General features: G+C 69.8%; 13 protein-coding genes. 3 read left to right on the top strand and 10 right to left on the bottom strand.

The window, feature by feature from the left end; all coding sequences use genetic code 11:
* Positions 1-17 precede the first annotated feature (17 nt).
* From BLW44_RS06415 to BLW44_RS06380, 8 genes are all read right to left on the bottom strand, one after another.
* Positions 18-326 (bottom strand): Dabb family protein, encoded by a 309-nt coding sequence (locus BLW44_RS06415; protein WP_060926889.1) that lies wholly within the window; start codon positions 324-326, stop codon positions 18-20.
* Positions 323-1,348, bottom strand: coding sequence for a sugar phosphate isomerase/epimerase family protein (locus tag BLW44_RS06410; protein WP_060926888.1), 1,026 nt, complete (start codon positions 1,346-1,348; stop codon positions 323-325). Before BLW44_RS06410 ends, BLW44_RS06415 begins: the two co-directional genes overlap by 4 nt.
* Before the next feature lie 40 nt (positions 1,349-1,388).
* The gene (locus tag BLW44_RS06405) at positions 1,389-2,240 is read right to left on the bottom strand and encodes a sugar phosphate isomerase/epimerase family protein (RefSeq protein ID WP_060926887.1); all 852 of its coding nucleotides are present in this window, start codon (positions 2,238-2,240) and stop codon (positions 1,389-1,391) included.
* Positions 2,241-2,322: 82 nt separating this feature from the next.
* Complete coding sequence (locus tag BLW44_RS06400; RefSeq protein WP_420811370.1) at positions 2,323-3,519, bottom strand: substrate-binding domain-containing protein; 1,197 nt, start codon at positions 3,517-3,519, stop codon at positions 2,323-2,325.
* A gap of 14 nt (positions 3,520-3,533) precedes the next feature.
* The gene (locus BLW44_RS06395) at positions 3,534-4,568 is read right to left on the bottom strand and encodes an ABC transporter permease (protein WP_060926885.1); all 1,035 of its coding nucleotides are present in this window, start codon (positions 4,566-4,568) and stop codon (positions 3,534-3,536) included.
* Positions 4,565-5,647 (bottom strand): ABC transporter permease, encoded by a 1,083-nt coding sequence (locus BLW44_RS06390; protein ID WP_060926884.1) that lies wholly within the window; start codon positions 5,645-5,647, stop codon positions 4,565-4,567. The genes BLW44_RS06395 and BLW44_RS06390 overlap by 4 nt, the downstream gene beginning before the upstream one ends.
* Positions 5,644-7,152, bottom strand: a complete 1,509-nt coding sequence (locus tag BLW44_RS06385; RefSeq protein WP_060926901.1) for a sugar ABC transporter ATP-binding protein — start codon at positions 7,150-7,152, stop codon at positions 5,644-5,646. Before BLW44_RS06385 ends, BLW44_RS06390 begins: the two co-directional genes overlap by 4 nt.
* Positions 7,149-8,258: a Gfo/Idh/MocA family protein gene (locus BLW44_RS06380; protein ID WP_060926883.1), complete on the bottom strand. Its 1,110-nt coding sequence runs from the start codon at positions 8,256-8,258 to the stop codon at positions 7,149-7,151. The genes BLW44_RS06385 and BLW44_RS06380 overlap by 4 nt, the downstream gene beginning before the upstream one ends.
* 114 nt (positions 8,259-8,372) lie before the next feature.
* Here BLW44_RS06380 and BLW44_RS06375 point away from each other — a divergent pair, with 114 nt between their 5' ends.
* On the top strand, positions 8,373-9,584 hold the full coding sequence (locus BLW44_RS06375) for an ROK family transcriptional regulator (RefSeq protein ID WP_060926882.1): 1,212 nt from the start codon (positions 8,373-8,375) through the stop codon (positions 9,582-9,584).
* Positions 9,585-9,612: 28 nt separating this feature from the next.
* On the opposite strand, the gene BLW44_RS06370 is transcribed toward BLW44_RS06375, so the two are convergent.
* Both BLW44_RS06370 and BLW44_RS06365 read right to left on the bottom strand, forming a co-directional pair.
* On the bottom strand, positions 9,613-10,752 hold the full coding sequence (locus BLW44_RS06370) for a Gfo/Idh/MocA family protein (RefSeq protein WP_060926881.1): 1,140 nt from the start codon (positions 10,750-10,752) through the stop codon (positions 9,613-9,615).
* A complete protein-coding gene (locus tag BLW44_RS06365; RefSeq protein WP_060926880.1) occupies positions 10,752-11,558 on the bottom strand; it encodes a sugar phosphate isomerase/epimerase family protein in 807 nt (268 codons plus the stop codon). The genes BLW44_RS06370 and BLW44_RS06365 overlap by 1 nt, the downstream gene beginning before the upstream one ends.
* Positions 11,559-11,667: 109 nt before the next feature.
* Between BLW44_RS06365 and BLW44_RS06360 the strand changes: the two genes are divergently transcribed.
* Positions 11,668-12,279 carry a TetR/AcrR family transcriptional regulator gene (locus tag BLW44_RS06360; protein ID WP_060926879.1) on the top strand — a complete coding sequence of 204 codons (612 nt, stop codon included), beginning with the start codon at positions 11,668-11,670 and terminating at the stop codon, positions 12,277-12,279.
* Positions 12,280-12,288: 9 nt separating this feature from the next.
* Positions 12,289-12,918: a DUF4166 domain-containing protein gene (locus tag BLW44_RS06355; RefSeq protein WP_060926878.1), complete on the top strand. Its 630-nt coding sequence runs from the start codon at positions 12,289-12,291 to the stop codon at positions 12,916-12,918.
* The last annotated feature ends 50 nt before the right edge of the window (positions 12,919-12,968 follow it).

The raw sequence follows: 12,968 nt of genomic DNA, 5'->3' as shown, positions 1-12,968 counted from the left end.
CGACGGCGAGCAGGCGCTCAGTCCTCGAAGTCGTACTCCTGGAAGTCGAACTCCTGGAAGGCCACGACTTCGGGGACCCAGCGTTCCGCGACGAACGCGGTGTGAGCGGGGTGCGCGTCGCACGCGCGGTACGCCTCGCGGTCGCGGAACACCATCGAGAACTGGTGCTCCAGGTCACTCTTCGGACTGACCTGGCGACGGATCGTGAAGTCCTCCACGCCGGGGATCGACGAGAGCACCGCTCGACCCGTGGCGAGGAACTCGCGCTCCTCGGCGGAGCCGGTGTCGTGGACGAGGCGGAAGACGACGGTGTGCTGGATGCTCATGCGGTGCCCTCCGTGGCCTGGTTGCGGAACGCGGCATCGAAGGATGCGGTGGGGGCGGGCCAGAGCAGCGACCGCACGTACCTGAGCGCCTCCGGAGCCCCGTGCAGGCGATCCATCCCGGCATCCTCCCACTCGATCGAGATCGGCCCTGTGTAGCCGATGCCCTCGAGCGCGCGGAACGCGTCCTCCCAGGGCACGTCGCCGTGACCGGTGGACACGAAGTCCCACCCGCGGCGCGGGTCGCCCCACGGCAGATGCGAGCCCAGCACCCCGGCCCGACCGTTGTGCGGGCGCATCCGGGTGTCCTTGCAGTCGACGTGGTAGATCCGATCCGCGAAGTCGACGATGAACCCGACCGGGTCGATGTTCTGCCACATCATGTGCGAGGGGTCCCAGTTGAACCCGAACGTGTCCCGGTGCTCGATGGCCTCGAGCGCTCGCACGCTCGACCAGTAGTCGTAGGCGATCTCTCCCGGGTGCACCTCGTGGGCGAAGCGCACCCCCTCGCCGTCGAACACGTCGAGGATCGGGTTCCACCGCGCGGCGAAGTCCTCGAAGCCGCCCTCGATGACCTCGGCAGGAACCGGCGGGAACATCGCCACGTACGGCCAGATCGACGACCCGGTGAACCCGACGACCGTGTCGACACCGAGCTTGCGGGCCACTCGCGCCGCCCGCATCATGTCCTCGGCCGCCCGTCGTCGCACCCCCTCCGCCTCGCCGTCTCCCCAGACGTACTCCCGGAGGATCGCCTGATGACGGAAGTCGATGGGCGCATCGCAGACCGCCTGACCTGCGAGGTGGTTCGAGATCGCGAACAGCCCGAGTCCGTGGCGGTCGAGGATCTCCCGACGCGACGCCGCATAGGCGTCGTCCTCGTCCGCCCGCCGCAGGTCGAGGTGATCGCCGGACGCCGCGACCTCCAGCCCGTCGTAGCCCCACTCGGCCGCGAGTCTCGCGACCTCCTCGAACGGCAGATCGGCCCACTGGCCGGTGAACAGGGTGACCGGATGGGTGGTCATCGACGCTCCTTCATCTCGCTTCGTCCGCACGGGCGGGGGGTCAGACGCCCAGCGCCCTCAGCGCCTGGATGCTGCGGCGGGCGAGCTCGTCCTGGCTGGGGGCCAGCGGTCGCCAGACCGAGGCGGCGACCGCGATCGTCGCGTTCTCGCCGGTGAAGCTCTCGAGTCCGAGCGGACCCTGATACCCGGCGTCGTCGAGGGCGCGCACGATCCCGACCCAGTCGGTGTGGTCGTCGCCGACCGCGCCTCGATCGCTCCCGCAGACCTGGACGTGGGCGATCGCCGACCCGGCCGTCCTGATCGCATCGGCCGGCCGCTTCTCCTCGATGTTGAGGTGGTAGGTGTCCAGCGCGAGCCCGACGCCCTGTCCGAGCAGCGGCGCGAGGGCGTCGAGCGCCTGGTCCACCGTGTTGAGCAGGCTCGTCTCGTAGCGGTTGAGGGGTTCGACGGCGAGCGTGATGCCTGCGTCCTCGGCCTCGGCGGCCAGAGGCGCGAGGTTCTCCCGCAGCTCGCGCACCGCGTCCGCACGCTCGTCCGCGCCCATCCGCCAGGTCACCCCGGTGGGGGCGTAGAAGGGCCCTGCGACGGTGTCGGCGCCCAGGGTCGCGGCGGCCGCGAGGCATGACCGCAGGTAGTCCTGCGTCGCTGCCACGTCTCCGGCGCTCGCCAGCAGCGAGCGGCCAGGCCCCATGGCCCCGACGAGGATCGCCCCGAGGCCGAGACGGTCGAGCACGTCGCGGGTCCGAGCCGGGTCCCAGTCGCCGACGTTCTCCAGCGGGAGCTCCAGCGCCTGATAGCCCATCTCCGCCGCCCGACGCGCCAGCGGCTCGAGGGTCGCATCGGTCAGCGGTGACGTCCACACCCACGTGTTGACGGCGATCGTGCGAGGCATCCTGCTCCTTCGGGGATGACGCGTGCGCTCCCACCCTCCCATCCGCACGGGGCGGACGGAAGAGCGGGAGCGGCACTGCGGGTTACGGGATCTGACGCTCCTGCCAGACCGTCGGGTACCCGGGCAGGTTCTCCCCGCCGAACTTCGCGTAGTGCCCGTCAGGCATCCCGTCGTTCGCCTCGAGGTAGTCGTCGAGCTCTCCCTCGGTGATCGGCTTCTGCGGGAGCACCCATTCCTTCGGCACCTCTTCGCCGGCGAAGATCATCTGCGCCGCGAGCAGAGGCGTCCGCCACTGGAAGTTCGAGTACACCGGCGCGAGACCCGTGAGACCCGTGTCCTTCCACTTGCGCAGGAAGCTCATCTCGTCCTCGCCGGTCATGACCGGGTAGTCGGCCCCGGCGTCCTCGAACGCCTCGATGGCGGCGACGGCGCCGTCACCGGCATCCATCCAGATCCCCTGCACGTCGCCCTTGGCGAGCTCGTCGCTGATGATGCTCTTGATCTCGGCCGGGTCCGCTCCGGTGAAGTGGTCCACCGCCTCGATGCCGGCCTCCTCGAAGAGCTTCTCCGCGGCGGCCCAGCGGTGCTCGAGCACGTCGACACCGGGCAGGATGCGCAGCGCCACGACCTTGTCGCCCTCCTCGAGGTTGTCGATGAGGAACTCCGCGGTGTCGATGCCCCAGGCGAACCCGCCGATCGGGTGGATGAACGTGACGGGGCAGTCGGTGTTCACACCGCGGTCGAACACGATCACCGGCTTGCCGGTCTCGCACGCGCGCTCGACGGCCGGGGTCATCGCCGCGGTGCTGTTCGGCGAGATGAGGAAGACGTCGCAGCCGCCCTCCGCGATGAAGTAGTCGATGTCGGCGATCTGCGTGTCGTCGGAGTCCTGCGCGTCGCGGGTCTCCATCTCGCTGATCGCGCCGGCCTCCTGCAGCGCCTTGAGCTGCTCGTTCATCGTGATCCAGCCCGTCTGACGCCACGGGTTCGAGATCGACGCGTTGGCGAAGCAGGCCTTCTTGGCCCCCTCGCTCGCGAACTCCGAGGTGTCGACCATCTCGGCGTTGATGTGCTGCAGGTACGGCTCGTCCGCCGGGCCCTCCGGCTCGACCCCGCGCTCTTCCATCTGCTTGTCGAAGAGCTCCTGGTCGAACCACTCCGTGGTCTCGGCCGACTCCTCCGGGTTCTCCGACTCCGCCGGCGCCACTGACGGGTCTGTCGTACACCCGGCGAGCGCGATGAGGCCGAAGAGGGCCACCCCTGCGGTGGCGATCTTCATCGATCGACGCATTGCTAATCTCCTCTGGTTTCTGTGTGGTTGGTGCTGGTGGTCACAAGGTCTGCTGGCACATCGGATGCACGGGGGCCGCGCTTGCGTCGCGCACGGAACGCGACGGCGGAGTAGGCGACGGCGGCGATGATGATGACGCCCTGGACGGCATCGCGGAGGGTCGAGGGGATGCCGGCGATGTTGAGCAGCATGAACAGGGCCTCGAGGGCGAACGCCCCGGCCGCTGCGGCGACGATCCAACCCCGCCCACCGCCCAGGACCACGCCGCCGAGGACGACGGCGGTGATGGCGACGAACTCGTATCCACGTCCCACCGAGGGGTGCACGCCGGCATAGCCGACCAGCAGCACCGCGGAGAGCGAGGCCGAGAGCGACGAGATCACGAATGCGCGGGTGGTGACCCAGGCGCTGCGCGCCCCGGCGAAGTCGACCGCGGTGGAGTTGTCGCCGACCGCGATGAGGAGCTTGCCGAGCGGCCGCTTGGTGATCCAGATGCCCAGCGCGAGCCAACCCAGGAGGATGAACACCGCCCAGGGGATGAACTCCAGCAGCGGCACGTCGCGGATGCCGCCGCGGCCGATCTCCCGGAAGCTGTCGGCGGGGTTGCCGGTGGCAGCTCCTCCCGTCCACCACATCACGCCGCCGAGCAGCGCGAGCATCATTCCGAGGGTGACGATGAACGACGGCACCTTGAGGAGGGTGGTGATGACGCCGTTGACGAGACCGACCACCACCCCGAAGACGATCATCAGGAGGAGCACCGGCACGGTGCGGGAATCGTCCTCGCCCACCAGGTTGCCCGCGATGATGACCTGTGCCGTGATCAGCGAGCCCTGGGACAGGTCGAACTCGCCGGCGATGATGACGAAGTACTGGCCGATCGCGACGATGGCGATCGGTGCGACGCGCTGGATGAACCGCATGAACTGGCCGGGCTCGGCGAAGCTCGGGTTGAGGATCGTGACGGCGACCAGCAGGATCACCAGCAGCAGGAACACCGCCCCGCGGGGGCTCACCAGGGTGCGCAGCGCGTTCATGCGCGTCCTCCTTCGGGCGTCGACGAGGTATCCGCGAGCTCGGATGCCGCAGCGGCCATCTCGGGTGCGGCCGCCTTGGCCGCGTCATCCCCTCCGGTGCGTGTGCCGCCGAGGCCGAAGCGGGGCCGACGCCGCACGATCGACCGGCGGCTGTACACGGCCACGGCCGCCACGATCACGACGCCGCGGACGACATCCTTCAGGAACGGGTTGACCTGCATGACGCTCATCACGTTGTCGACGACCGCGAGAATCGCCACGCCCCCGATCGCACCCCAGATCGAGCCGCGTCCGCCCAGCAGCAGCGTGCCGCCGAGCACCACGGCCGCGATCGAGAGGAGGGCGTACCCGCCCTGCTGCCCGACGGTCGGGCTGCCGACGCCCAATCGGCTGGCGAGCAGGAGCCCGGCCAGTCCCGCGAAGACCGAGCACAGCACGTGCGCGGCGATGAGCGGCGGACGCGTGCGGACGCCCGACAGACGGGCGATCTCGGGATCGCCGCCGACCGCGAAGAGGTGGGCTCCGGTGCGGGTGCGGTTCAGCAGGAACCAGACGAGCACGGCCAGCGCCACCATGATGATGGTGGAGACGGGCACCGGCCCGACGCCGGTGGCCCCGATGAGCTGGAACTCCCACGGCACCGTCCCCGCTGACCCCTCGAAGTTGGTGTTGAGGATGCCCTGCAGGATGAGCCCTGTGCCGAGGGTCGCGATGAAGCCGTTGACCTTGAGCACCGTGACGACGAGGCCGTTGACGAGCCCGATGCCGGCGCAGACGAGGAGGGTCACCGCGACCGCCGCGGGGATGTTGCCCGGGTTGCCGTTCATGATCGTCGCCGCGAGCAGGCTCGAGAGGCTGATGACGTAGGTGACGGAGAGATCGAGCGAGGCGCCGAGCACGACGAGCGTCTGGCCGATCGCGACGAGGCCCAGCACGCTCATACCGGTGAGGATGTCGCGGATGTTGCCCGCGCTGAAGAAGTTCCGGCCCACCGTCCCGACGAGGATCGCCCCGACGATGAGCGCCAGGATCAGGATGCCGAGGACGATGACCGTCGAGTCGATCCGCATGCGCCTCATCGCGCTCCTCCCTCGATCGTGGCGCCGGTCGCGGCACCGAGGATCTCGTGCTCGGCAGCTCCTGCCGGAAGCTCGGCGACGAGTTCGCCGTCGTGCATCACGAGGATGCGGTCGCTCATCCCGATCACCTCCGGAAGTTCGCTGGACACCATCAGCACCGCCTTGCCCTGAGCTGCGAGGTCCCGCATCAGCTGGTAGACGGCGTACTTCGCGCCGACGTCGATGCCGCGGGTGGGCTCGTCGAAGAGAACGATCTGCGGCTGAGTGAGCAGCCATTTCGCCAGGACGACCTTCTGCTGGTTGCCGCCGGAGAGGAACCGCACCTCCTGGTCGAGGCCGCGGGAGCTGACCTCCAGAGAGCTCAGGACGCCGGGGACCTCCCGTCGCGCGGGCGCAGTGCGCATGCTGAACACGCTGCGGATGACGAGCAGGGTGTTGTCGAGCACCGACTGGCCGAGCGCGAGGCCCTGCGCCTTGCGGTCCTCCGAGACAAGGGCGAGACCGGCAGCCACCGCGCTCCTGGCGCTGCTGATGCGGATCGGCGCGCCGTCCACCCGGAGCTCACCGCGGACGAACGGGTCGATCCCGAAGATCCCCTCGACGAGCTCGGTGCGACCGGACCCCTGAAGGCCTGCGATCCCGACGATCTCTCCGGCGCGCAGGGTCAACGACACCCCGTCGACGAAGGCGTTGCCGCAGCCGTCGAGCTCGAGCCGTGGCTCTCCCACGACCGTGCCCTCGACCGCGTCGGGGTAGTACGACTGGATCGAACGGCCGACCATGCGGCGCACGAGCTCGTCGGTCGTCAGAGCGCCGGTCTCATCCGTCGAGACGAGGGCGCCGTCCTTGAGGATCGTGATGCGGTCGCACAGGTCGAAGATCTCCTTCAGGCGGTGCGAGACGTAGATCACCGCGACGCCGCGGGAGGTGAGCCGGCGGATGATCGCGTAGAGGAGCTCGACCTCACGGTCGCTGAGGGCGGCGGTGGGCTCGTCCATCGAGATCACCTGAGCATCGAACGACAGCGCCTTGACGATCTCGACGATCTGCTGCTCGGCGACCGTCAGCGAGCCGACCCGCGACTGGGGGTCGATGAACGAGACACCGAGGTCGGTGAGCAGCTCCGAGGTGCGACGGATCATCGCCTTCTGATCCACGAAGCCGCCGCGACGGGGTTCGCGCCCGAGATACACGTTCTGGGCGACGGTGCGCTCCGGGAGCAGCGTGAACTCCTGGAAGACCGTCACGATGCCGTCATCCATCGCCTGGCGCGGATGCGCGTACCTGACCTCGTCCCCCCGATAGTGCACGGCGCCCTCGTCCGCCGGCTGCACACCGGCGATGATCTTCATGAGGGTGGACTTGCCGGCTCCGTTCTCGCCGACGAGGCCGTGCACCTCGCCCGGTCGCACGTCGAAGTCGATGCCCTTGAGCACCTCCACGCCGAAGAAGGACTTGCGGATGCCCGAGACCTCGAGCACCGGCTGCGTGATCGTCGCGGTCATGCCGCCACCTCCGTCCATCGTCCGTCGGCTGCGGCCGAGGCGAGCACCGCCTCGGTCAGCACCGCCGACCGGTATCCGTCCTCGAAGGTCGGCAGACCTTCCGGGGTCTCCCCCGCGATCGCCGCGTACACGTCGGCGATGAAGCCGTTGAAGGCGTCCTGGTACCCCATGGCGTGGCCGGAGGGCACCCGCTGCAGACGCGCCGAATCGGGTGCGGCCGTGGCGGGGTCGCGCAGGAGCAGTCGCGACTCATCGCGCGTGCCGATCCACAGCTCTTCCGGGCGCTCCTGCTCGAAGCGCAGACTCTGACTCGAGCCGTGCAGCTCCAGGGTGAGGGCGTTCTTGCGCCCGGCCGCCATCTGCGAGATCAGCAGCGTGCCGAGGGCCCCGGAGTCGGTCTCGACGAGGATCGCCACGATGTCCTCGGTGTCGACCGGCTGGCCCGCGCGTTCGGCGAAGACCCGGCGACTGCGGGCGCTGAGGGAGCGGATGCGCTCGCCGATGACGAACTCGACCAGGTCGCACAGGTGGGAGCCGATGTCGGCGAACGCACGGGATGCTCCGCCGGAGGCCGCGCGCACCCGCCAGTCGTCGTCACTCGGCAGCAGCATCCAGTCCTGCAGGTACGAGCAGTCCAGAGTCAGCAGATCACCGATGTCACCGCGTGCGACGCGCGCCCGTGCCTCGCGCACCATCGGGTGGTAGCGGTAGACGAAGGGCACGGCGGCCACGCGCGCGGCTGCCTCTGCGGCGTCGGCGAGACGCCGGGCGTCGGCGGCGGAGGTCGCGAGCGGCTTCTCGCAGATCACGTGCTTGCCCGCGTCGAGGGCGCGCAGCGCGAGATCGGCGTGGGTCGTGTTCGGGGTGCAGATGTGCACGACATCGACGTCCTCAGCCGAGAGGAGCGTCTCGGCATCCACCTCGGCACGGATCGCTCCGAGCTCGTCGGCGGCCCGGCGACTGCCGGATGCGGAGCGGGTGGCGACGGCACGCAGCTCGCCGCCCGCGTCACGGGCCGCAGTGCGATGCACGCGGGCCATGAATCCTCCGCCGAGGATGCCGACTCGGATCGTCCCGAGACCGGTGTCAGTGACATCCGTTGTCATGCCGGTGAGTCTGACACAGGCTCGTCGACTTTTGCTAGATCTTTGTCAAAAGTTATTTGTAACGAATCGGAAGTCGGTCGAGAGCCAACGCAAGTGCTGTGGTTTACTGACGCAATGGTCGATGCACTCCGCCCCGCCGCTGTGGCCAACCCCGGCGCGGGCGAGATCTTCCAGCTCCTCCGCGACGGCACCGCACGCACGAAGGCGGAGCTCGCAGCCCTCACCGGCCTCGCGCGATCCACGGTCGCCCTCCGCGTGGATGCCCTCCTCGCCGCCGATCTGCTGCGCCCGGCCGGAGAAGCCGTGTCGACCGGCGGTCGCCCGCCCGCCCGTCTCGCCTTCAACTCCCGTGCAGGAGTCGTGCTCGCCGTCGACCTCGGTGCCACGCACGCCACGGTCGCTGTCGCCGACCTCGCCGGCGTCATCCTCGACTCCCGCACCCGCACGATCGACATCGGCGACGGCCCCGAGAACCTGCTCGACGTGATCCTCGAAGACGGGGCGGCGCTGCTCGGCTCCGCGGCGGTCGAGTCGTCGGCGGCGTCGGGAGCGCCCCTGCTCGGCGTCGGGATCGGCGTGCCCGGTCCGGTCGAGCACACCACCGGACGACCGACGAATCCCCCGATCATGCCGGGGTGGGACCGCTTCGACGTGCCCGGCTATGTGCAGCGCACCTTCGACGTGCCGGTGCTGGTCGACAACGACGTGAACATCCTCGCCCTCGGCGAGCACGCGACGACCTGGCCGCACGTCGACGACCTGATCTTCGTCAAGGTCTCCACCGGCATCGGCGCGGGCATCATCGCCGGCGGTCAGCTGCAGCGCGGCGCCCAGGGTTCGGCCGGGGATATGGGCCACGTGCAGGTACCGCACGGCTCGGGCTCGGCGAGAGAGCCCGGCGACGACCGCGACCTAGAGGCCCTCGCCAGCGGCTCGGCCCTCGCGGCCGCGCTGCGTGACGGCGGACAGGATGCGCACAGCCCGGCGGACGTCGTCGATCTCGTGCGCGCGGGCAACGCCGCGGCCATCGAGGCGACGCGGCAGGCCGGCCGCGACGTGGGCGAGGTCCTCGCGACCGTCGTGAACCTGCTGAACCCCTCGATCATCGTGCTCGGCGGCAGCATCGCACGTGCAGGCGAGCACCTGCTCGCCGGGGTGCGCGAGGTGGTCTACCGCCGATCGATTCCGCTGGCCACGCAGCATCTCGCGATCGTGCAATCGCAGGCCGGCGACCGTGCGGCGGTCCTCGGGGCGGCGATCATGGTCGCCCGCGAGGTGCTGTCACCGGCGAGCGTCGACCGCTACGTGGCGACGAAGGCGCACTGAGCGCACTCCGCCGCCACGACTGCAGTCGTCAGAGAGTCGACGCGAACGGATCGAAGTCGGCATCCAGGGCGCCGACCTCGTTCAGCGTGCTCTCGACCTGCACGAAGCTGCGCGACTCGGCGGCCTCCTCGATCGAGAGCAGCGTGTCGAGCACGTGGTATCCGAACTCGCCCGTCGCGACATGGGGGCGACCGGCCGCGATCGACCTGGCCATGTCGAGCAGACCCACGCCGCGACCGGAGAGCACGCCCTCCTGCTCGACGTCGACGATCTCCTGCTCGATCGGCTCCGGCGGCACGAAGAGACGCGACAGCGGACGCGTGATCGTAATCGGCCCGCCGAAGGTGTTCGGGTCGGGGATGACGATCGTGCCCTCGGTGCCGGTGATCTCGACGAGACCCTGACGCAGCAGCGGAGAGTCGGTGCTGTACAGGCTCTGCGCCTGCCCGCCCTGCTCGAAGTCCATCAGGACGCTCAGCGTCGAGGGGATCTCGACCGGGAACTCCTGCCCTGCCAGCTCGCCCACCTGCACCGTGCGGGTCGGCGTGCCCTGGAGCCCGAGGGCGGCCACGGCCGCCACCGGTCCGAAGACGTGCACGAGAGCCGAGACGTAGTACGGCCCCATGTCGAGCAGGGGGCCCGCGCCCTTGGCGTAGAGGAACGCGGGGTTCGGGTGGAAGATCTCCGGGCCCTGCCACTGGAACGTCGTCTGGGCGAAGAGCGGGCGACCGATGTCGCCGCGCGCGATCGCGCGCTTCGCCGTCTGCACGCCAGGTCCGAGCACCGTGTCCGGCGCGACGCCGACCCGGAGGCCGGCCGCGTCAGCCGTGGCGAGCAGCCGCTGGGACTCCTCGCGGCTGACGCCGATCGGCTTCTCGGTCCACACGTGCTTGCCCGCGGCGATGATCGCCTCCGAGACCTCGACGTGCACCGCGGGAATCGTGAGGTTCACGACGATGTCGATGTCCGGGTCGTTCAGCACGACGTCGACGCCGCCCGCCCGAGGCACGCCGTACTTCTCGGCCTGGGCCTTCGCGCGCTCCTCGAGCAGGTCGCCGACGGCGATCACCCGCACGTCGGGGAAGGTCGTGAGGTTCGACAGGTACTGGTCGCTGATGTTGCCCGCGCCGATGATGCCTACACCGACGGGTCCGCTGCCGATCGCCATCAGCCGGCCACCTTCTCGTCGAGGTAGACGCGGCTGCGCTCGACCGCATCCCAGAGGTCGCCCTCGAAGTGGTCGAACTCGACGATCGCGAGCTCCAGCGCAGGAGCGGCCGCGATGGCCTCCACGAGCGGGACGGTGCCCTCGCCAGCCGGCACCTGGTCGGCCGGCGGGTATGCGCTCAGCAGTGCGGGGTCGAGCGTACCGTCCTTGGCGTGCACCGCGATCACACGGTCGCCCAGGCGCTGCAGGAGCGCGACGGGGTCGACGCCGCCGCGGGCGACCCAGTACAGATCGACCTCGAGCACGACGCGCTCGTCGAGGAGGCCGGCCAGCACCTCGAGTCCGGTGACGCCGTCGAACACGGCCTCCAGCTCGTGGGCGTGGTTGTGGTAGCCGACGCGGACGCCGACGGTCGCGCCGATCTCGGCGGCCTCGTTGAGCAGACGGGCGGTCTCCTCGATCTGCTCGACGGACTCCCAGCGCGCGGGCTCCGTGTACGGATCGATGACGGTGCCCATGCCGAGCACCTTGGCCGCCGCGAACACCTCAGCGGGCGAGGGCACCGGGAGCGTCGTGCCGCTGCCGTCCGGGTTCACGAACGACGTCGAGGCGAGGAACGCGTGCCCGGAGGGAGCGACCAGGCCGGCAGCGCTCAGCGCGTCGGCGAGAGGCTGCGCACGGCGCACGAAGTCGTACGGCTCCACAGCCGCGAAGCCGCGCGCGGCGACCTCCTTCAGCGAGCCCTCGAGGTCGGTCTCCAGCTGGTCCTTGATCGTGAACAGCTGGATGGAAGTCTGAATCGCCACGGGGTTCTCCTTCGGTCATCGGTGACGTGCGGGCACTGTCGCCCGTCTGTCCGAGAACGTTATCACCGAATACCTCCGCGCGGAAGTTTTCGTTCGATATGCTCGTCCCATGACCGAAGACCCGGATCGCCCCCGCCAGCGGGGCGCATATGCGAAGGGCATCGCCAGACGCCAGGAGATCCTGGATCGCGCGATCGAGGTCTTCGCCGAACGCGGGGCTGACCGCACGAGCCTGCGCTCGATCGCCAGCGCCGTGGGTGTGACCCACGCCGCACTCACCCACTACTTCGGCTCTCTCGAGGAGCTGCTGGTCGCGGTCTACCAGGAGAGCACGGTGCCCGAGCGGCAGCAGCCCGACACGCTCCCTGCCGACGCCAGCCCGGTGGAGCGGATGATCGAGTCCGCCCGCACCAACCGCGAGGTCCCCGGCCTCGTGCAGCTCTACTCGACCCTGGTCGCGACCGCGCTGGAGGAGGGACGCCCCGCCGCCCGCGAGTTCGCCACCACCCGCTTCTCACGACTCCGGCGAGAGATCGCCGCGACCGTGCGCGAGCAGCAGGAGGCAGGGCGGATGCGGCAGGACGTGGATGCCGACGCCGTCGCCGCCCTCGTGGTGGCGGCCTCCGACGGACTGCAGACCCAGTGGCTGCTCGATGACTCCGCCCCGCAGCACGAGGCCCTTGCGCTGCTCGACCGGCTGCTGCGCCCAGGCTCTCGCTAGGGTGAGGGGGTGACAGCACCCCTCCCCGCGCACCTCTCGCCCTATGAGCGCGCACTCGGCGACCGCATCGCGGAGCTCCACCCGAAGACGGGCTGGTATTTCCGCACCATCGCCGACGGACAGGTGGGCGTGGGTACCGGCGTGTTCACCACCGCGGGCTCCCGCCATCGGTGGCTCTGGCCGATGTTCCGCATCGCGGAGTCGCTCGGTGTGGCCTTCGCGGGGTGGCAGCGCGACGTCCCGTTCCGCATCGAGAACCGCACCGTCGACGGCACAGCCGTGGCCGTAAGGCACTTCGAGCTGCCTGGACGCACCTGGGTGATGCCCGACATCGTGGTGCTCGGGCCGAACGGCATCCTGCGCAACGAGATCGGGCCGCATCGCACCGTCGTCACCACCTTCGACATCGACGTGCGGGACGGGGCGGTCGTGCTCGGCATCCGCCGCGTCGGGCTGCGGCTGGGTCCGCTCCGCCTCACCGTGCCACGTCTACTGAGTCCGCGCATCGCCCTCGTCGAGCGGTGGGACGAGGAGCGGGAGCAGCATCACGTGAACATGACCATCGACGCCCCGATGCTCGGCCGCGTCTACGAGTACACCGGCTTCTTCGACTACGCGATCGAGAGCGAGACCCCGTGACGGATTCCGCGACGCCGCACGGCGGACCGGTCGTGATCGGCGGATCGACC

Origin of the sequence: Microbacterium hydrocarbonoxydans (genome assembly GCF_900105205.1) — a bacterium.
GTDB lineage: Bacteria > Actinomycetota > Actinomycetes > Actinomycetales > Microbacteriaceae > Microbacterium > Microbacterium hydrocarbonoxydans.
This window is presented reverse-complemented; position numbering and strand designations above follow the sequence as displayed.